At 69.9% G+C, this 19,655-nt stretch carries 20 protein-coding genes and 1 tRNA gene; 12 read left to right on the forward strand and 9 right to left on the reverse strand.

The window, feature by feature from the left end; genetic code table 11:
- The first annotated feature begins 2 nt into the window (after positions 1-2).
- Genes INT49_RS14290 through INT49_RS14320 form a run of 7 tightly spaced genes read left to right on the forward strand, consistent with a single transcriptional unit; the run spans position 3 to position 9,298 of the window.
- A complete protein-coding gene (locus INT49_RS14290; RefSeq protein ID WP_193118419.1) occupies positions 3-530 on the forward strand; it encodes an FHA domain-containing protein FhaB/FipA in 528 nt (175 codons plus the stop codon).
- Positions 527-1,918, forward strand: a complete 1,392-nt coding sequence (locus INT49_RS14295) for a PP2C family protein-serine/threonine phosphatase (RefSeq protein WP_193118420.1) — start codon at positions 527-529, stop codon at positions 1,916-1,918. The genes INT49_RS14290 and INT49_RS14295 overlap by 4 nt, the downstream gene beginning before the upstream one ends.
- On the forward strand, positions 1,918-3,309 hold the full coding sequence (locus INT49_RS14300; RefSeq protein WP_193118421.1) for an FtsW/RodA/SpoVE family cell cycle protein: 1,392 nt from the start codon (positions 1,918-1,920) through the stop codon (positions 3,307-3,309). Before INT49_RS14295 ends, INT49_RS14300 begins: the two co-directional genes overlap by 1 nt.
- Positions 3,306-4,751, forward strand: coding sequence for a peptidoglycan D,D-transpeptidase FtsI family protein (locus INT49_RS14305; protein ID WP_193118422.1), 1,446 nt, complete (start codon positions 3,306-3,308; stop codon positions 4,749-4,751). The genes INT49_RS14300 and INT49_RS14305 overlap by 4 nt, the downstream gene beginning before the upstream one ends.
- A complete protein-coding gene (locus INT49_RS14310; RefSeq protein WP_193118423.1) occupies positions 4,748-6,316 on the forward strand; it encodes a serine/threonine-protein kinase in 1,569 nt (522 codons plus the stop codon). The genes INT49_RS14305 and INT49_RS14310 overlap by 4 nt, the downstream gene beginning before the upstream one ends.
- Positions 6,313-8,619 (forward strand): Stk1 family PASTA domain-containing Ser/Thr kinase, encoded by a 2,307-nt coding sequence (gene pknB, locus INT49_RS14315; protein ID WP_193118424.1) that lies wholly within the window; start codon positions 6,313-6,315, stop codon positions 8,617-8,619. Before INT49_RS14310 ends, pknB begins: the two co-directional genes overlap by 4 nt.
- On the forward strand, positions 8,612-9,298 hold the full coding sequence (locus INT49_RS14320; RefSeq protein ID WP_319021634.1) for an anthranilate synthase component II: 687 nt from the start codon (positions 8,612-8,614) through the stop codon (positions 9,296-9,298). The genes pknB and INT49_RS14320 overlap by 8 nt, the downstream gene beginning before the upstream one ends.
- A 104-nt stretch (positions 9,299-9,402) precedes the next feature.
- Here INT49_RS14320 and INT49_RS14325 read toward each other — a convergent pair whose 3' ends face one another.
- From INT49_RS14325 to INT49_RS14335, 3 genes are read right to left on the reverse strand one after another with little or no spacing between them, the layout of a single operon-like run.
- Positions 9,403-9,582: a hypothetical protein gene (locus tag INT49_RS14325; RefSeq protein WP_193118426.1), complete on the reverse strand. Its 180-nt coding sequence runs from the start codon at positions 9,580-9,582 to the stop codon at positions 9,403-9,405.
- Positions 9,582-10,325, reverse strand: coding sequence for a class E sortase (locus tag INT49_RS14330; RefSeq protein ID WP_226850592.1), 744 nt, complete (start codon positions 10,323-10,325; stop codon positions 9,582-9,584). Before INT49_RS14330 ends, INT49_RS14325 begins: the two co-directional genes overlap by 1 nt.
- Complete coding sequence (locus tag INT49_RS14335) at positions 10,322-11,104, reverse strand: DUF881 domain-containing protein (protein WP_193118427.1); 783 nt, start codon at positions 11,102-11,104, stop codon at positions 10,322-10,324. The genes INT49_RS14330 and INT49_RS14335 overlap by 4 nt, the downstream gene beginning before the upstream one ends.
- A gap of 115 nt (positions 11,105-11,219) precedes the next feature.
- Between INT49_RS14335 and INT49_RS14340 the strand changes: the two genes are divergently transcribed.
- The 5 genes from INT49_RS14340 (at position 11,220) to INT49_RS14360 (ending at position 14,096) form a co-directional block, all read left to right on the forward strand.
- On the forward strand, positions 11,220-11,903 hold the full coding sequence (locus INT49_RS14340) for a cell division protein CrgA (protein WP_193118428.1): 684 nt from the start codon (positions 11,220-11,222) through the stop codon (positions 11,901-11,903).
- A 147-nt stretch (positions 11,904-12,050) separates the two neighbouring features.
- Positions 12,051-13,103 (forward strand): LppM family (lipo)protein, encoded by a 1,053-nt coding sequence (locus INT49_RS14345; RefSeq protein WP_193118429.1) that lies wholly within the window; start codon positions 12,051-12,053, stop codon positions 13,101-13,103.
- A 109-nt stretch (positions 13,104-13,212) separates the two neighbouring features.
- Positions 13,213-13,285: transfer RNA gene (locus tag INT49_RS14350), tRNA-Arg, on the forward strand.
- Between the two features lie 162 nt (positions 13,286-13,447).
- Complete coding sequence (locus INT49_RS14355) at positions 13,448-13,711, forward strand: hypothetical protein (protein WP_193118430.1); 264 nt, start codon at positions 13,448-13,450, stop codon at positions 13,709-13,711.
- A 58-nt stretch (positions 13,712-13,769) separates the two neighbouring features.
- The gene (locus INT49_RS14360) at positions 13,770-14,096 is read left to right on the forward strand and encodes a hypothetical protein (protein WP_193118431.1); all 327 of its coding nucleotides are present in this window, start codon (positions 13,770-13,772) and stop codon (positions 14,094-14,096) included.
- A gap of 59 nt (positions 14,097-14,155) precedes the next feature.
- Here the strand turns inward: INT49_RS14360 and INT49_RS14365 are convergent, their stop codons facing one another.
- The 6 genes from INT49_RS14365 to INT49_RS14390 all read right to left on the reverse strand — a co-directional run bounded on the left by INT49_RS14365 (position 14,156) and on the right by INT49_RS14390 (position 19,579).
- Complete coding sequence (locus INT49_RS14365) at positions 14,156-14,491, reverse strand: hypothetical protein (protein WP_193118432.1); 336 nt, start codon at positions 14,489-14,491, stop codon at positions 14,156-14,158.
- Entirely contained in the window at positions 14,488-14,901 is a 414-nt protein-coding gene (locus INT49_RS14370) for a hypothetical protein (protein WP_193118433.1), read from the reverse strand. Before INT49_RS14370 ends, INT49_RS14365 begins: the two co-directional genes overlap by 4 nt.
- Positions 14,894-15,349, reverse strand: coding sequence for a hypothetical protein (locus INT49_RS14375; RefSeq protein ID WP_193118434.1), 456 nt, complete (start codon positions 15,347-15,349; stop codon positions 14,894-14,896). The genes INT49_RS14370 and INT49_RS14375 overlap by 8 nt, the downstream gene beginning before the upstream one ends.
- Positions 15,349-17,067, reverse strand: coding sequence for a peptidoglycan-binding protein (locus INT49_RS14380; protein WP_193118435.1), 1,719 nt, complete (start codon positions 17,065-17,067; stop codon positions 15,349-15,351). The genes INT49_RS14375 and INT49_RS14380 overlap by 1 nt, the downstream gene beginning before the upstream one ends.
- Positions 17,068-17,180: 113 nt before the next feature.
- Positions 17,181-18,725 (reverse strand): right-handed parallel beta-helix repeat-containing protein, encoded by a 1,545-nt coding sequence (locus tag INT49_RS14385; RefSeq protein WP_226850618.1) that lies wholly within the window; start codon positions 18,723-18,725, stop codon positions 17,181-17,183.
- Positions 18,726-18,727: 2 nt separating this feature from the next.
- Positions 18,728-19,579: a hypothetical protein gene (locus INT49_RS14390; protein WP_193118437.1), complete on the reverse strand. Its 852-nt coding sequence runs from the start codon at positions 19,577-19,579 to the stop codon at positions 18,728-18,730.
- Positions 19,580-19,655: the final 76 nt, after the last annotated feature.

A 19,655-nucleotide genomic window follows, 5' to 3' on the forward strand; every position in this document is an offset into this window, starting at 1 on the left:
GCATGAGCGAACTGACCCTGGTCGCCCTCCGTCTGGGCTTCGTCCTGGCGCTGTGGATCTTCGTGATCGTCGTGGTCCTGGTGCTGCGCAACGATCTGTTCGGGACCACCGTGGTCACCCGCTCCAGCCGCGACCCGCGTCGTGATCAACGCCCCGCCGCCGGACCGCCGGGAGGCGCGGCCGCCCCGGCCGGCGCCGACTCGGGCTCGGCGCGCACGGACCCCGAGGTCACCGCGACGGCGATGGTCGTCACCGCCGGGCCGCTGCGCGGCACCTCGCTGACCCTCGGCTCCACGCCCATCCTCATCGGCCGGGCCCCCGAGTGCACCCTGGTGCTGGACGACGACTACGCCTCCAACCGCCACGCCCGCGTGTTCCAGCGTGAGGGCGAGTGGATGGTGGAGGATCTGGGATCGACCAACGGCACTCTGCTGTCGGGTCGTCGCATCGACGGGGCCGTGCCCTTCCGGCCCGGCGCCCAGGTGCGGATCGGCCGCACCGAGATCGAGCTGAGACGAGGTCCGCGATGAGCATCGCCCTGCGATACGCCGCGCGGTCCGACGTCGGCCTCGTGCGGTCCAACAACCAGGACTCGGGCTATGCCGGCAGCCACCTGCTGGTGGTCGCCGACGGCATGGGCGGTCACGCCGGGGGCGACGTCGCCTCCTCGGTGGCCATCGGGCGCCTCGCGCGCCTGGACTCCGAGACTCCCGCCTCCGACATCGTCGCCACCCTCGAGGAGACGGTGCTCGACGCCAATCAGGAGATCCTGCGCCGCGCGCGGGACGAGCCGCAGCTGCGCGGCCTGGGCACCACGATCACGGCGATGCTGCGCGCGGAGGGCAAGTTCGCCCTCGCCCACATCGGAGATTCCCGCGCCTACCTGCTGCGCGATGACGAGACCACGCAGATCACCAAGGACCACACCTTCGTGCAGCGGCTGCTGGACGAAGGGCGCCTGACCGAGGAGGAGGCCGAGCGCCACCCCCAGCGCTCGGTGCTGATGCGGGTGCTCGGCGACGTCGACGCCGATCCCGAGCTCGATCTCTCGCTGCGCCCCGCCCACCCCGGCGATCGCTGGATGCTCTGCTCGGACGGCCTCTCCGGCCTCGTCTCCCTCGACACCATCGATGCCACCCTGCGCGGCTTCGAGGATCCCGGCCAGTGCGCCGAGGAGCTGATCCAGCTGGCCCTCAAGGGCGGCGGGCCGGACAACATCACCTGCGTCATCGCCGACGTCGTCGACCTCGACCAGCTCCCGCGCGGGGAGGAGGCGCCGTCCACCGCACCGCAGATCGTGGGCTCGGCGGCCCGCAACCGCCATCGGCCGACGACCGCGTCCGGGCCCGCCGCGAAGGCCGCAGCGCTCACCCGTGAGGAGCCCTCGGCTCCCTATGAGGACTCCGACTTCTCCGAGGACGAGCCGCCCCGCCGCAGCCCGTGGCCCGCACTGGTCGCCGTGCTGCTGCTGGTGGCCGTCCTCGGCGGCGCGCTCTGGGCGGGATACGCCTGGTCGCAGCGCCAGTTCTATGTGGGCACCGACGGCACGAACGTCGTGCTCTATCAGGGGCTCTCCCAGGACCTCGGCCCGATCTCCCTGTCCGAGCCGGTCGAGGTCTCCGAGATCGCCCTGGACGAGCTCCCCCAGGTGACCCAGCAGCAGGTCACGAACACGATCACCGCCGGCGACCGAGAGGCCGCCGAGGAGATCATGGACCGGCTCGAGCAGTCGGCGCTGGCCAACCGGCCCCCGCCGGTGGTCACCGACCCCGCACCCTCCGACGGCGGCGGCGAGGCGTCCGACGGCGGGGGCGACGCCTCCGACGGGGGCGGCGCCCCGCTCGAGCAGAGCACCGGACTCACCTCCGACCGTCCCGCGGAGACTCCCTCCCCGCCGGATGAGGGCGAGGAGTCGTAATGGCCACGATCGTGTCCTACACCGCTCGCCCGCGCCGGCTGACCCAGGCCCTGCTGCTGGCGTTCGCGGTGGTGATCGGAGTCGGCGCCTACGCGCTGGTCGGGCTGGGCCGCTTCGACGAGGTCCCCGCCGACCTGATGCAGGTCGGCGTCGGGTCGGCCGTGCTCGCCGCGGCCCTGCAGGTCGTCGTCATGTGGCGCACCCCGTATGCGGACCCGGTGATCCTGCCGCTGGTCGTGCTGCTGAACCTGCTGGGCATCGCCATGATCAAGAGCGTGCACGCCGCGAACGAGATCTACGGCCTGCGCACCTCCGCGAGCGCTGATCGGCAGATGCTGTGGGGCATCGTCGGCGTCGTCCTGTGCCTCGTCGTGCTGGTGCTCCTGCGCGACCACCGGCGCCTGCGTCGCTACACCTGGATCAGCGCCGTCGTGGGCGGCGTGCTGCTCCTGCTGCCGCTCGTGCCGGTGATCGGCGACTCCCGCAACGGCTCGCGGATCTGGATCAACATCGCCGGCAACAGCTTCCAGCCCGCCGAGCTCGCCAAGATCGCCTTCGCGATCTTCTTCGCGGGCTACCTGGTCTCCCGCCGCGACACCCTGGCCCTGGCCGGGCCCAAGGTGCTCGGCATCCACCTGCCCCGCTGGTCCGACTTCGGCCCGATCCTGGTGGCCTGGGGCTTCGCCATGGCGGTGCTGGTGTTCGAGACCGACCTGGGCACCTCGCTGATGTTCTTCGGGCTGTTCGTGGCGATGCTGTACGTCGCCACGGACCGGCTGAGCTGGCTCGTGATCGGCGCGGTCATGTTCCTGCCGCCGGCCGTGTTCGCCGCGACCCAGATGAGCCACGTGCGCACCCGCCTGACCTGCTGGCTGGACCCGCTCTCGAGCGACAACTACAGCAGCTGCGAGCAGATCAACCAGGGACTGTTCGGGCTCGCCAACGGCGGCATCACCGGGGCGGGCCTCGGCGAGGGGCGCCCCGACGTGGTCCCCCACGCCGAATCCGACTTCATCTTCACCTCCTTCGCCGAGGAGCTCGGCATGGTCGGCGCGTTCGCGCTGCTGCTGCTCTACCTGCTCCTCGTCCAGCGGGCCATCCGCGCCGCCGTCGGCATCTCCGACGGCTTCGGCACCCTGCTCGCCGGCGGGCTCGGCTTCACGCTCGCCCTGCAGGTGTTCGTGGTCGTCGGCGGCGTCACCCGCGTGATCCCGCTGACCGGCCTCACCCTGCCGTTCCTCGCCGCGGGAGGCAGCTCCCTGGTGTGCAACTGGATCATCGTCGGCATCCTGGTGCGGCTCTCCGATGCCGCCCGTCGGCCCGCGGCCCGCCAGGTCGAGGGCCTCGACGCCCCTGCCGCCCCGCGCCCGGCCCCGGAGGTGGTGTCATGAACAAGCCCCTCCGTCATGTCTGGCTCGTGGTGGGCGTGCTCTTCGTGCTCCTGTTCACCTCGACCACCTACTTCCAGGTCATCGCCCAGAGCCGGTTGAACGCCAACGGGCAGAACCTCCGCACCACCTACAACGAGTACGGACGCCATCGGGGCCCGATCGTGGTGGACGGCGAGGCGATCGCGAACTCGACCGCCTCCGGGGACACCTACGGGTACCTGCGCGGCTATGACCCCGGCGCCATGTACGCCCCGGTCACCGGTTACTACTCGGTGGTCTACGGGTTCTCCGGGATCGAGCGCTCGCTGAACGACACCCTCTCCGGGGAGGCCGATGCGCTGTTCTACCACCGCATCTCGGACATCCTCTCGGGCAAGCAGGGCCGCGGCGCGACCGTGGAGCTCACGCTCGACGCGAAGGCGCAGGAAGCCGCCTGGGACGCGCTGGACGGCCGTCGAGGCTCGGTGGTCGCCCTGGATCCGGAGACCGGCGCGGTGCTGGCGATGGTCTCGGCGCCCAGCTACGACCCGAACCAGCTGGCCTCGCACGACACGGCGGCCGTCCAGGAGGCCTGGTCGCAGCTGAACGACGATCCGGATCGGCCGATGACCAACCGCGCTATCGGCGGCGACCTCTACCCGCCCGGCTCGGCCTTCAAGCTGGTCGTAGCCTCCGCCGCCCTCGAGTCCGGCGACTACACCGCCGACTCGGTGATCCCGGGTCCCGGCACGTACACGCTGCCGAACTCCTCGTCGGTCATGAACAACTTCTCCGCCGGCCGCACCGATCCCTGCGGGCCCGACGACGAGTCGACCCTCGCCGAGGCGCTGCGTCAGTCCTGCAACACCTCCTTCGCCCAGCTCGGGGTCGCGGTCGGCGAGGACCAGCTGGCCACGACCGCCGAGGAGTTCGGCTTCGGCCAGCGCCTGGAGATCCCGCTGTCGGTGACGCCGTCGAGCATCGGCACCGATCTGGACGATGCCCAGCTGGCCACCACGTCGATCGGCCAGTACGAGGATCGGGTGACGCCGCTGCAGATGGCGATGGTGGCGGGCACCTTCGCCAACGACGGGGTGATCATGGAGCCGCAGCTGGTGCAGGCGGTGCGCACGAGCGATCTCTCGACGGTGGCGGAGCTGAGCCCGAAGGAGCTCGGCCAGCCGCTGAGCGCCTCGAACGCCTCGCAGATGCGCCAGATGATGGTGGGCGTGGTCGAGGACGGCACCGGCACGGCGGCCGCCATCGACGGCGTCGAGGTCGGTGGCAAGACCGGCACCGCGGAGTGGGGCGAGGATCGCGCCGCGCACTCCTGGTATGTCGGGTACGGACAGGTCGACGACCAGAAGATCGCTGTCGCGGTCGTGGTCGAGGAAGGCGGATACGGGTCGCGCACCGCGGCACCGATCGCCCGGGATGTGATGGAGGCGTTGATCAATCCATGAGGACAGAGCCAGGGCTCGTGCTCGAGGGACGCTACGAGCTGACCTCGCTCATCGCCACCGGCGGCATGGGACAGGTCTGGAAGGGCCTGGACCAGGAGCTGGACCGCGATGTGGCGATCAAGGTGCTGCGCGAGGAGTACGCCGGGGACGACGGCTTCCTCAAGCGTTTCCGCGCCGAGGCGCGACATACTGCCGCGCTCTCGCATGACGCGATCGCCGCGCTGTACGACTACGGCGAGCTCGACGGTCGCGCCTACATCGTCATGGAGCTCTGCCCGGGGCGCCCGCTGTCGGACATCATCGAGGAGAACCCCGGCGGCCTGCCGGAGAAGCGGATCGTCGCGGTGCTCATCGAGCTCGCGCGCGCCCTGGACGCCGCCCACTCCAAGGGCGTCGTGCACCGCGACGTGAAGCCGGAGAACGTGCTGGTCGACGAGCAGGCCGACTGGTCCATGAAGATCACCGACTTCGGGATCGCCCGCAGCAAGGACCAGGCGCGGCTGACGAAGACCGGCCTCGTCATGGGCACCGCCCAGTACCTCTCCCCCGAGCAGGCGATGGGCAAGCAGGCCACCTCGCTGTCCGACATCTACGCGCTGGGGATCGTGGCCTACGAGATGCTCGTGGGGCACCGTCCCTTCACGGGCTCCAGCCAGGTCGAGATCGCGATGGCACAGGTCAAGCAGCAGCCGCCCGCGCTGCCGGAGGCGATCAACGCCGATCTGCGGCACCTGGTCATGATGACCCTCGCGAAGGCCCCGGCGAACCGCCCCCGCTCCGCGGCGGCCGTCTCCCGCATCCTCGAGGCGATCCAGCGCGGCGTGGAGCCGCACTTCACCACGGGCGCGATCCCGGTGACCCGCGTCGAGGACCATGACTGGACCGGGGAGAACGCGGTGCGCCCCGGGGGCTCGACCGGGGAGCATCCACGGCGGGCTCCGGGCACCTCGCCCACGGGCACCCGCACCGCGGCGATGCCTCTGCCGCTCTCGGGCCGGCGGGGCATCCGCCACCGCTCGGGAGGGTCCGCGGGCTCCGCGATGTCGGCGGTGTCTGCTGCCTCCGCGGCATCGGGGCCCTCCGCCTCCTCGGCGAGCTCCGTGCACTCCGCGGCCTCGGCCCGATCGGCCGCCTCCCCGGCTCCGGCACCGCGCTCGCTGCGCAGCGCGCCGGCAGACCGTGCCGCCACGGGCCGCTCGGCCCCCGGCGGGACGGCCGGGGGCCCGGGGACCGGCGCTGCCGCAGGATCCGGAGCTCGAGCGGGAGCGGGAGCTGCCCAGGGGCCCGTCGGGGCGCGTCCGCTGGGCGATGTGGACACTGCGGCCTCGTCGCGGACGGTGCGCGGGACCTCGACCGGTCGCCGCATCGGGCCGTTCTCGATGCCGGGCCTGATCCTGGTGATCGTGCTGGTCGCGGTGATCGCCGTAGCGGTCGCTGGCGGCATGGGCTGGCTGCCCGTCGGGGCGATGGGCGTTGATCACGTCGGCTCGGAGGAGACAGCGTCAGCACGTACGATGATCGGATCGGTCGGTGTCGGCCACGGCACGAGGACGGGTGTGGAGTGAGCGAAGAGAAGGTGGTCCTGGGGGGTCGCTACACCCTGGGAAAAATCCTCGGGACCGGCGGCATGGCCGAGGTGTTCCTCGCGGAGGACTCCCGCCTGCATCGCACCGTCGCCGTCAAGGTGCTGCGCTCCGACCTGGCCCGCGATGCGAACTTCCAGGAGCGGTTCCGCCGTGAGGCGCACAGCGCCGCCTCCCTGAACCACCCCTCGATCGTCGCCGTGTACGACACCGGCGAGGAGCATCAGCGCACCATCACCGGCGCGGACGTCACCATCCCGTACATCGTCATGGAGTACGTGCACGGCGACACCCTTCGCGCGTACATCGACCCTCAGGACCCGATGGACGCCCATCAGGCCGGCGAGATCATGGCGGCGCTGCTGAGCGCCCTGGAGTACTCGCACCGCGCCGGGATCGTGCACCGCGACATCAAGCCGGGCAACGTCATGATCAACGACGCCGGCGCCGTGAAGGTCATGGACTTCGGGATCGCGCGCGCCATCGCCGACGCGACCAGTGCGATGACCGCCACCCAGGCCGTGATGGGCACCGCCCAGTACCTCTCCCCCGAGCAGGCTCGCGGCCAGCTGGTCGACGCCCGCTCCGACATCTACTCCGCCGCCTGCGTCATGTACGAGATGATGACGGGCCGCCCGCCGTTCACCGGCGACACCCCGGTCTCCATCGCCTACCAGCATGTGCGCGAGGAGCCGACCCCGCCGTCGGCCTACAACCCGGCGATCACCCCGGCGCTGGACGCCGTGATCCTCACCGGCCTGGCCAAGGATCGCGAGGAGCGCTACCCGAGCGCGGTGGCCTTCTCGCGGGACATCGCCACCGTGGTCGGGGGGCGCGCTCCCGCACTGGTCGCCGGCGCCGTCCCGTCCGGGACCGATGCCGACGCCACGACCGTGCTGGGCCCCGTCGACGACGCGACCGAGGCCCTGCCGGCGATGGCCGGCGCCGGAGCGGTCGGCGCCGCCGGGGCGGGAGCCGCCGCGAACTGGAGCACCGATCGGACGCCTGCCGTGACCGGCGGGCTCGCGGCGCACCAGGCCCAGGAGGTCGAGGAGGAGCCGAAGCGCAAGCGGCCCTGGTGGCTGATCATCCTGGTGATCGTCGCTCTGCTGGCGCTGGTCGGCGCGGCTCTCGCCTACTACCAGCCCTGGAAGGACGACGGCCCCGAGATGGTGCCCGTCCCCGCCGTGGCCGGGCTCAGCGAGGACGAGGCGAGCGCGAAGCTCGCCGAGGTCGACCTCACCCCGGAGTTCGACCAGGTGCAGTCCTCGGATGTCGACGAGGGTCTGGTCATCGAGACGGAACCGGGCGAGGGCGAGGACGCGCCCGTCGGCTCCACCGTCGCCGTGAGCGTCTCCGCCGGCCCCGAGGCCGTCAAGGTCCCCGCGGACCTCGAGGGCATGACGCGCGACGAGGCCCAGCAGGCCATCGAGGATGCCGGCCTGGTGATGGTCGTCGGGGACGAGGAGGACGCCCCGCAGGAGCAGGGCACCGTCACCCGCGCCAGTCCGCAGAGCGGCTCCACGGTGCCTGCCGGCACCGAGGTCGAGGTGCGTCTCGCCTCCGGCATGGTCGAGGTCCCCGATGTCACGGGCACCCAGATCGAGAAGGCCACGGAGGTCCTCGAGGCCCGCGGCTTCGAGGTCCCCGAGCCCTCGGAGAAGGAGGACGCGGACGCCGATCCCGGCTCCGTGACCTCCCAGACCCCGACCGCAGAGGCCGGGACCCAGCCGTACGGCTCCAGCGTGGATCTCGTGATCGCCGCCGCCCCCGGCCCGGTGAAGGTCCCCAACGTGACCGGCCAGACCCTCGAGGACGCCCAGGCGACCCTCAAGGAGGCCAGCTTCGGGACCACCCAGGAGAGCGAGAGCTCCGACAGCGTCCCGGAGGGGCAGGTCATCGGCACCGATCCCGAGGCCAACTCGTCGGTCGAGCGCGGGTCCACGGTGAACATCATCGTCTCCAGCGGTCCGGAGGAGACCACCCCGCCGACCCCGACCGATACACCGACCACGGACCCGACCGAGGACCCCACCACGGAGCCGACCAAGGACCCGACCACGGAACCCACCGAGGACCCGACCACGGAGCCGACCAAGGACCCGACGACGGAGCCCACGGACGAGCCCAGCAAGCCGCCGGCCGATGAGGCCGCGGGGAACGGCAAGGGCACCGGGAACAGCAGCGTGAACAGGAATGCGAACGCTGACGGCAGCGGGAACGGGAACGGGAACGGGAACGGGAACGGGAACGGGAACGATGGGAAGGGCAGCACCGGTGAGTGAGTCCGCGATCTCCGCAGCGAAGGAGCCGAGCAGCGAGGGCGCCCGCATCCTCGTGATCGACAACTACGACAGCTTCGTCTACACGATCGTGGGCTACCTGCAGCAGATGGGTGCCCGCACCCAGGTGGTGCGCAACGACGAGGTGCCCGCCGATGCCTCCGGCGCCGTGGATCTCACCGGCTTCGACGGGGTGATGGTCTCCCCCGGCCCCGGGAACCCCAGCACCGCCGGCCGCTCGCTCGACGTCATCGGGGCCTGCGCGCAGGGCTCCGTGCCGATGCTCGGCGTGTGCCTGGGCCACCAGGCCCTCGGGCAGTACTTCGGGGCCACGGTGGGTCATGCCCCGCAGCTCATGCATGGCCGCACCAGCCCCGTGACGCATGAGGGCCGCAGCGTGTTCGAGGGCGCGCCCTCCCCGATGACGGCGACCCGATACCACTCGCTCACGGTCGATCCGGCGACGGTCCCCGACTCGCTCGAGGTCACCGCCCGCACCGCCGACGGCATGATCATGGGGCTCGTGCACCGCGAGCTGCCGCTGCATGGCGTGCAGTTCCATCCCGAGTCCGTGCTCACCGAGAACGGCCACCTGATGCTCGCGCGGTTCCTGCAGCTGTGCGACGGGATCGACGCCGTCGAGCGCTCCGCGGGGCTGCAGCCGCTCATGACCGCCGGCTGACCAGACGACCTGCGCCGGGCGCCAAGCGCCGGCGGCCACCGGTCTCGCCGGTCATCAGACTCGTCGGGCGCGCAGTCTTCGCCGCTCCAGGCCCGACCGACCTCTTAGTCGGCCGTCCCGGCCGTATCGGCTCCCACCAGCCCGTCGTTGAACGGCATATAGGGCGCGATCGCGGGGAACACCCAGCCGAAGAGCGCCACGACGATCAGCACGAGCAGCACCACGGTGAGCAGTATCCGCGCCCACAGCGGACCGGGCAGATGACGGAACATCCAGGCGTACATCAGGTCTCCTCCGTGGTGGCGAGGGCCTCGGGGATGCCGTCGGCGCGATCGGTCCAGTAGGCGAACTCCGCGTGGACGATGTATCGCTCACGGGCCGAGTACATCGGATGGCAGGCGGTCAGCGTCATCATCTGCTCGGTCGGCTCCGCGTCGGGCTCCCCCGGGGCCGGGGCGATGACCTCCACCGCGGAGGGGTCCACGATCAGCGACTCGGTCACCTCGTACACGTAGAAGGCGTCGGCCGTCTCGACGACGATCGGATCGCCGGGCTGCAGGCTCGCGATGTCCTCGAAGACCCGGCCGTAGGTGTTGCGGTGCCCGGCGACCGAGAAGTTCCCGACCTCGCCGGGGAGGGCCGTGTCCGGGTAGTGGCCGGCGCCCTTGACGTTGAGGACCTCCTCGAGGCTCACCCCTTCGGCGAGCGGGAAGGTGTCGCGGTCGAAGGTCGGCACGTGCATGGTGCCCCAGACCCGGTTCTCCCCCAGGGTGTCGGGACGCGGCGGCGGGCCGTCCTGGGCAGGGGCGATCGTCTCCTGGTCGACGCTCCCCCAGTCGTCCTGGAGACCGGCGATGATGCCGGACTGCTCCCGGTCCGCGACGACGTCGGTCCACCACAGCTGCCAGACCAGGAAGAGGAGGAGCAGGGCGCCGAGGGTGAGCAGCAGCTCGCCGACGATGCCGATGGCAGCGGCGAGAGGACCAGGTCCGTGCCGATGCGTGGGGGTGGAGCGTCTGGCCATCATCCAGCTTTCGCGATGTCGAGGGTCAGGGATCCTTCGAAGGCGGGGAGGGTGGCGGCGTCCACGGTCTCGACACGTTCGCCGAGACCCACGTAGTCCACCCATTCACGGTATACCTGCACCCCGGGTGTCGTGTCGAGCTCGGCCAGCATCTGATCGGTCGGGCCGATCACCGTGATGACGAACGGCGGCGAGTAGACCCGTCCCTCGAGCAGGAGGGTGTTGCCCGCGCAGCGGAAGGCGCTGCCGTTGACGACCCGCTGGTCCTGCAGCATCATCGCCTCGGCGCCCCCGGCCCAGAGCGCGTTGATGTAGGACTCCATGTCCTGCTGGTGCACCACCAGATCATCCGGCTCGACATCGGGGATCGAGCCGAGCGTGCTGGTGGAGGCGTCGGTCAGGGTGATCTTCAGGGCCGGCCCGCTGACCTCGCTGAGCCCGATGGCATCGGCGACGACGGTGGTGCGCTCCTGGGTGATCGCGTCGCCGCTCCCGGCGGAGAGCTCCTCGACCTCGGCACGCTTCTCCGTCGCCTCGTCCGTGAGCTGCTCGATGGTGCGGCCCCGTTCGTGGAGCACGCCGACGACATCGCCGCTCTCATCACGGATCGAGCTCCCGCCGGAGATCCGAGCGGTGGTCGCGAACAGCACGCCACACAGGATCATCACCAGGGCGAGGCCGACGCGCTGCCGGGGACCGGGGGCTCGCCGTGGAGGGCGGCCCGACGAGGAGCTGGACGAGGACCCCTCGGAGCCCGACGGTGCAGCGGTATCCGCAACCATGGCCCCTCCTCGCTTCGCACGCTCAGTCCACGCCCATTACCCTAGGCCAAGGTCCGCATCCGCGGACCCGTGCGGCACGCCCGCGCGACAGGCAGTCCCGAGGGAGCACCTTTTCATGGCCAGGAGCAAGAAGACGTCGTCCGCACGGGCGGCATCGGCAGCGAAGGCCGGAGCCGTCGAGCCCGCGACGGACGATCTCGACGAGCTCACGACCGCCGCGGATCCCGCCCCGGACACGGCTGCGAAGGACTCGACGACGAAGGGCTCGACCGCGAAGGATTCGGCGAGCGCAGGGTCCGACGCCGATGATGCTGCCCCGGACGCCTCCCCCGCAGGTACCGGTGGAGCCGCCGCCAAGGATCCCGTGAAGCGCTCGCGCGCGACAGCGAAGAACGCGACAGCGAAGGACGCGAAGGACCCGGTGCCGGCCAAGGGCTCGCGCAAGGCGTCCGGAAAGTCTGCGCGCAAGAACGCCGAGAAGGGCTCCGACACGGACTCGGGGACGACCACCGGCAGCGAGGTCAGCGAGAAGGCGAAGGACGCCACCCGCTCCACCTCGCCGAAGAAGGCCGCCGCCGCGGAGACCGCGCGCACGGGCCGACGTCGCGTCGCCGCCGAGGCACCGAACCCTGCGTGGCTGGCCCCGACGGCCGTCGCGTTCCTCCTCCTGGGGCTGGCATACCTCGTCACCTTCTACCTCTCCGGCGGCACCCTGCCCCTGCCCATCGGGGACTGGAACCTCGCGGCCGGCTTCGGCGTGATGCTGGTCGGCGGCGGCATGCTCATGTTCTGGAAGTAGTCCTTCCACGCTGCAGTTCTCCGGTTGATGCCGCGGTGGGGAGTCCTCCCCACCGCGCAGAGGATTCTGTCCAGGTATCCTGAATCTGATACAGCGCGCTATCAGCGCGCAGTGCTGACGATTCCAGCATCACGCGACGGGGGAACCATGAAAACCATCTCAGCTCGGCGACGGCTCTACGCCCTGCTCGTCCTACCGTTCGTGCTGCTCCTCGCGGGCTGCGGAAAGATGCACGCGGAGTTCGAGGTCAAGGACGTCGACTCCATGCAGGTCTCCTTCGACATGGGGTTCAAGCCCTCCTTCGTCGAGAGCGAGTTCGACAACGCGCAGGCCATGTGCGACGACATCGAATCGGACGAGCCCATCGGCACGGTGTCGATCGAGTCCTATGAGGAGGACGGCCTCTGGGGCTGCCGCTTCTCCGGCCCCATGGAACGTTCCGAATTCGGTGACGGCATGGAGCTCGCGGAGTCCGATGGCGAATACCACCTGACCATGGACATGGGTTCCGAGGCGCTCACGCAGGAGGATCTCGACATGTTCGCGTCCATCTACGGCGCGGACGTCTCCGATTTCGATTTCAAGATGACCTTCACCTTCCCGGGCAAGGTCCTCGAGTCCCAGGGCGGCACGATCGACGGCAACACCGTCACGTACACGGACATCGTCGATTTCTACAGCGGCGTGGACATCACGGCGGAGTCGGGCGGATTCCCGTGGCTCATCGTGATCATCATCGTGGTGGTGCTCGGATTCCTGCTGCTGCTCGTGCTCGCAGCGATCATCTTCTTCGTGATCCGCGCACGCCGTAAGAAGACCTCGAACGGCGCTTCGGGCACAGGCGTCCCGGCGGCCTTCGGCGGCGCTGCTGCCGGCGCGGCCTCGATGCCCTCAGGCAACACCCCTCCCGCCACGCCTCAGAACGGGCAGCAGTGGGGCCAGGCGTCGCCTCCTCCCGCAGCACCCCAGGACGGCCAGCAGTGGGGCCAGGCATCACCGCCTCCCGCAGCACCCCAGGACGGCCAGCAGTGGGGCCAGGCATCACCGCCGGCCGCCGCACCCCAGGACGGCCAGCAGTGGGGCCAGGCATCACCGCCGGCCGCTCCGCCGAGCGATCAGGACCAGCCGTGGAACCAGCAGCGCCCGGACTCTGAGAACCCGCAGGGAGGGAACCAGCCCCCGCAGAATCCGGGCTGGTGATCCCAGGTCCAACCGCCGATCCTGGAGTCGTGTGAGGAGCGTCATGACTCCAGGATTGGCGCGGATCGGAGCGGTCAACTATTGTTGACCAGGTCAGTTCAACTGACAAGCGCCCGTAGCTCAACGGATAGAGCATCTGACTACGGATCAGAAGGTTGGGGGTTCGAATCCCTCCGGGCGCACTTACGGAAACGCCCCTCACCAGCAGTTATGCACTGCGGTGGGGGGCGTTTCTCGCGTGTTGACCACTATTTGAGCACATAGCTCCCCTCGGGTGTTGCTGCACTGCAATGGACGCTGTAGTGTCTGACCCAGTACAGCAACAGCAACGAGGGAGACCAGCCATGACCGCCAGCATCACGCAGGACAGCCTGACCACCGCCGAGGACACCGGCACCTCGGACCTCCGCATCATCACCGACGGCGGCGACCTCGTGGACTACACCGCGTACGCCGACCCCGACGATGCCTTCCACGCCTTCCAGGCAGTCATCCCCCTGCTGCACGACGGCGAGATTGCCCAGCTGATCGAGGCGGACCTGATCGCGTTCGAGCACAACCCCGAGTACCACGGCACCGCCGCCCACAACCTCGCGTACTACGCCTGATCACCCCCACGGCGGGGGCCAGCCGGTCCCCGCCACCCCACCTGAGAGGATCCCGCCCATGAACACCGCCACCGCCTACGCCCGCCGCGCCCGCGCAGCCCGCGACGCCGCCCGCACCATCGCAGCCCAGACCCGGCACTTCACCCGCGCCGACGACCAGCGCGCCGCCCGCCTCGGGGACTACGCCACCCGCTGCGCCCAGCTCGCCTACGCTGCAGCAGGCACCGACTCCCGGCCCATGCGCCTCGCCGGAGACCACGAGGACGACACCTGGGCCGCATGGCAGATCATCCGCCACGACCGCCAGCGCCGCGCCGGACTCCGAGGACTCCGCAGCGGCCAGATCCTCCCCACCGAGCAGCAGGTCCCGATGCACCTGCAGTGAACGCAGAAAACCCCCCTCCCGGCCCGTAGGCCGAGAGGGGGGATCTGTGCGCCAGCAGGTCAGCTGCGGCGGTGGGTGGCACCCTCACGAGACGGGAGCGCGTGCCCCATCACCGCGTACACGGCACGCGACATGACAGCCACACCCGCGATGAACAGGACACCGGAGGACACCGCAGCGACCGCCGAGTCCGGCACGCCGACGGCCACGCCAGAGACGACGTAGGCCACGACACCGAGGACGACGGAGGCCGCGACAGCGACCAGCTGCGTCCGGCCCTGCGGCCACCACGGCTGCTTCACCAGCTGCGTGAACACGGACGCGAGCACGCCCGCGATAAGCACCACCGCCGCCAGGGGCGACAGCTCGGACAGAGTAGAGACAGCCTCGTTCATTCGTTCGGATCCTTCCGTGGGATGGTCAGGTACGGTGCCAGCTCGCCCGGCACCGACGGGGGGTCAGAACCCGGCAGCTGCTGCGCGATCCACGCATACAGCAGGCGGGCCAGCTGGATTGCCTTCCAGCGGAGGGTGCGCTCGGTCTCGACCTCACGGCCAAGCTTCTCGGCGCGGAGCTTCTGCGACGACTCCGCGTCCTGCAGCCGGGAGACCTCGGACGCCAGGTGCTCCGTCAGCCGGTCGAAGCCGACCAGCGGGTCAGCCTGCGTTGCCGCCTCCTGCACATGCTTTTCCTTCACGCCAGCTCTGCGAGACTTCCGCATCTGGACCACCGCAGTGAACGCGCCAGCGCCGATGGTGCCGATGGTGCCGAGCAGCGCGACGAGGACAGCTGCGGTATCACTCACTGCGAGCCACCTCCTGCACTGCACGCTCGATCAGCACCCGCTTCCGGGCCTGCAGGTCGATCAGGGACAGCTGCACTGCCCTGCCGAGGGTGAGCCCAATCGCGTACGCGAACACGAGGACAGTGGGCAGAGAGGACAGCAGGGCTCCGGTGCCGAGCAGCCCGAGGAACGTCTGCACCAGGTAGACGCTCGTGCCCATCACGAGGAACCAGGTGCCCATCCACTCGAACCGGTACCGGCCCCGCAGCACGCCGTACATGCACGCGAGCGCAGCCGGGAAGGTGAGACCGCCCCAGAGGCCGAGGACGAGGACGCCCTCGACCGGCTGCGGCAGGATGATCAGCAGCAGCAGCACGAGACCGCCCGCGAGTGCCATCGCCGCGTAGGCGAGCAGCATCACGAGCGACCAGGTGCGGGAGGGCGGAACCGGGTACGGGTCCGTCCGCATCACTTCACCGGCAGCAGCCACGCTGCGTACCAGGTGTCCGGCCCGATCTGCTGGTCCTGGGTGATGCCCGCGAGGCGCTGCAGGTTCTCAGCTGCAGCAGCAGACTCGTCGCCGTACCGCCCGTCCACGTCGAGGCTGTAGCCACGCTCGACCATCTGCGCCTGCCAGGTCCGCAGGCCTTCCGCGCCGTCGTCCACGATCTCGCCAGGGTGCAGGCTGTTCGGACTCTTGCCGGACACGGACTCGATAGGCCCGTCGGCGGGGCCGTAGTAGCAGACAGCTCCGGGAGTGCGGAGCAAAGGGAAGTCGGGAGCTGCGATGAGGGCCACGAGGGCGTCCTTTCCAGAGGGGAGCCCTGCAGGAGCGCTGCTGGGCGGCGTGATGATCTGCGCCGGGGCACCGCCACGCGCCGCAGTGAGGATCGCGGCCACCGGCAGATCGCCGGGGTCGCCGTGGTCGTTCTCGGGGACGTGCTGGTGACCCAGCCACCCGCTGTAGCTGGTCCAGTCGTCGCCGGACAGTCGCTGTGTCGCCTGCTCCCCGTACGAGCCGGGGTAGGCCACCCAGGACACGGTGGAGGCGAGCGGGATGTCCAGAGACGCGGACACGGACGCGACGACAGCCGCGAGCGCGTCACGCGCCCAGGCCTGCTGCAGCAGATCCGGCAGGAACGGGTAACCGTGCTTCGAGGCAAACGCCCGGTCGCACGACCCGATCACCTCGATCTGGAACACGGACCAGTTGTTGGTCTCCACCCCGCCCGGCTTGTTGGCGAGGGCGCGGGAGGGCCGGTCGATGCGGAAGTGCTGCCGGGCCTCGATGCTCTTCCCCGCGAGGTCAAACCGCACCGTCATGTGCGGGGCGGAGGACCCGCCGCCGTAGCCCGGCCACGTGCCAGTCTCCGTGGAGTGCAGCAGCCCCTTCGGTGCGCCGCCCTTGTACTCCTGGCCCGGGTGCTTCGCGTCGAACGCCTGGGTGGTGGCGTCAGCCCACGGGAAGACTCCATCGACCGCGACACCGAGTGCGTCACCGGCAGGCTTCGCCGCCGACGGCGGGGTCACGACGACGGCCTCACCTTTTCCCTGCATCGCCGCCTTCGTGCCAGGGCCAACGATCCCGTCTGCCTCGAGGCCGTGCTCGGTCTGCCACGCCTTGATCAGCTTCACGGTGCCGACGCCGATCTTCCCATCGACCTCCGCGCCGACAACCTCCTGCACCCAGGCGTGATCGAGCCAGCCACGGGAGGCGTAACGATTCCCGCCGACGAACACGAAGTGCCAGGCTTCGCCCAGCTTCTGCCCCTCGTCCCAGGACCAGCCCCAGGCGCGTCCCTCACGCCGGAACACGTCCTGGATCGGGCCGGGGTGAATGTCCACCGCGAGGCCCGACCCATGCTTGGACCAGCGCGGCGAGGCCGTGGGCGGGCGACCAGCGCGCCGCTCCCAGGTGGACCCGTCCCAGCTGCGGTCGTCGTCCTTGTACCTGGCACGCGACACGCGACGGTAGTTCCGCTGCAGCATCTCGATCTGCTCTTCGATCGGGCGCAGCGCGTCGTACAGCTGGAAGTTGCTGCCGGACTTCGCGACCGCGAGCGCGACGAGATGAGAGAGCGATTCTGCAGCTTCGCGCTGCAGCTGCTCGTGTCGGCCCTGGTTGGACCAGGAGCGGGGGAGATCTCGCAGTCGAGCGTCACCCCGAGAGAGTGTCAGCAGGGACATGCCATGCCTCGTTTCTGCCCGTTCTGGGCGCGTTGATAGGCCCAGCGGGGGCTTCCCCCGTTGGGTGTGTGTTCGTGCCGTGCTGGCCCGGTTCTGAGCCGGTGGGGGTGGGGTCAGGTCAGGGACACGGAGGCGCTGATCGGGAAGTACCCGCCGCCGCTGCCTGGGTTGGACTCGAACAGCAGCTGCAGCTCGCCGGATGCCCGGAACCGGTACAGGCCCGTATTGTCCCCGCTCGACGCCCATGTGTAGCTCAGGTAACGGTCGTCGGTGGGCCGGTAGTCCTCCGGCAGGGTGCCGACCGTGTTTGTGCTGCCCGTGGTGGCGTTACCGTCTTTGTTCGGAGCCCCGCGGAGGTGGATCGCGTTGCCGTCCACCATGTACTGCAGGACATCGGGGCCGTCCTGCCAGCCCGGCGACCGCAGCGGGAGGTCGGTCCACGACACCTCGGGGTGGCTGTTCCCCGAGCAGCCGAACTGCTCACGGTCCACGTTCCAGACGTGCAGGGGGTTGTCGTAGCCGCGCACGGTGTTGCCGGTGATGGTGCCGGACGCCGGGGCACGGTTGTCATCCTGCGCGCCGTGGAACTTGATCGCGCCCTGGTCCTGCGGGTTGGACTGCACGAAGCTGATCGTGTTGCCGGTGACCACGCAGTCCTCGACCGGGATCCGCCGCGACGAGTTGCCGGACAGGACCGAGATGCCGGAGCCGCAGCGGTTCACGACATTGCTCGTGAAGTGGATGCGCCGCCCCGAGTGAGTGTCCAGCGCTTCCCACTCGACGTCGGTGACGATGTTGCTATCGACCAGCACGTCCTCGGAGCGGCCCGCGTTGTTGTTCGTCCGGTCCGTGACCGCGATGCCGTAGCACTGCGGCAGGGTGCCCTGGGTGATCCGCGCAATGCGGTTCCGGCTGGCCGTGCCACCCTTCGCTGACGCGACCATGACTGCCGCGTACACGACGTCCTCGATCACACAGTCGGTGACCTCGAAGTTGCGCACCCATTCCAGCCAGATCGCCGAGTAGAGCCCGCCCGTGAGGGTGCAGCGCCGGATCGTCACCTCATCGAGCAGCGCCGAGTCGGTGCCGAGCGCGTAGATCAGCCGCTGGTCCGTGTTCTGCCCGTTCCCGGAGCCGGTGAGGGTCGCGTCCTCGACCGTCACTCCCCCGGACGTGATGTGCAGCCCGTACTGGTCGTCAGCCACCAGCCACTCACCGCCCCGGATGATGACGGGCTGCTGCACCCTAACGGGCGCGTCCAGCCGGTACTGATCCCCCTCGGGGCACTGCACGACCGCGCCCTCGGGGAGACCTGCGAGAAACGATTCCCAGGCCTCGGACTCGTCGCTCTGCCCGTCGCCGTCGATGCCGCCCTCGCGGGGACTGTGCGCCCCGCCGCCCGGCTGGGAGCCGCCGCCGAGGACGCCCAGGATCGTTGCCTGACCGCGAGACTTCGCCACCACCACCCGATCACCGAGAGCGACGACTGCAGCTCGCCGGGGCGGGACCACCGAGGCGTCGTCCTCCCCGTCGTACGTGATCCGCACCGGGTCGGTCTGCGTGACCGTCGCTGTCCGCAGCCGGACACCCTCACGCTGCAGCACATCGCGGGCGATGCCCCGCACCTGCTGCAGCACCTCACCGATCAGCGCATCCATGCTCACAGGTCCACCACCTTCCGCAGCTTGCTCTGCACCATGCCGTCGAACGCGAGCGTCCAGTCCTGGTTCTGCACCGTGTACAGGCCAGAGACGCCATGCTCCCGAGACTCGAAACTCACCACATCGTTCACGGTGAGCTGATACGGCGGATGCTCGATCTTGACCGTCTCCTGCGGAGAGGACAGCTCGATCAGCCGCCGCTCCGCATAGGCCTGCAGCGCGGCCTGCGAGGTCGTCTGCACGTCCGTCTCCACCTGGGTCCGCCAGTGCCCCAGGTGCTCGAACGAGAACTCGTTGCCAGCCTCGTTGCGCGCCTCCGCGACGAGCGCCGGCAGATCTTCCTCCGACTGGGAGACAGCCCGCACCCGGTTCGGCACCGCCCCGATATCACGGGTCACCGCGAACTCGGGCAGGTACAGCCCCGTCAGCGACGCATTGACGCCGTCCACGAACTCCACGCTCACCGGACGCCGTGCAGGCTTGATGTACGGATCGGCCTGGAAGTTGCCGTGCCCGTCCGTGTGCAGCGAGAAGTACCCCGCCGCGTCGAGCAGCTGGTTCACGACCTGCAGCTTCGAATCGTCCGGCTCCGACTCCACGGAGGTGAGCAGCTGCTCGCCCTCGTCGTCAATGCCGGTTGCCAGCTCCCCCGTCGTCTCGATGATTTCGCGGATCGCCTGGGTGACGTTCGATCCCTTCTCGATGCCGTAGCTGCGCCCGAACGCATCGCCCTGCAGAATCGTCGTCTTATCCAGCAGCGACACGTCCAGCTGCTGCTGCTGCCCGTAGGTCACCTCGGGCACATCCGGGAGGAACACGCCCAGCGGCCACTCGGTGCCGTTCACGTCCACGACGGGCCGGATGCGGACCTGCGTCCAGTCCTCGACCTGCCCAGTGTCCACAATCGTCACGGAGGCCGAGGCCTTG

The organism is Brachybacterium tyrofermentans (genome assembly GCF_014897585.1).
GTDB classification, from domain to species: domain Bacteria; phylum Actinomycetota; class Actinomycetes; order Actinomycetales; family Dermabacteraceae; genus Brachybacterium; species Brachybacterium tyrofermentans.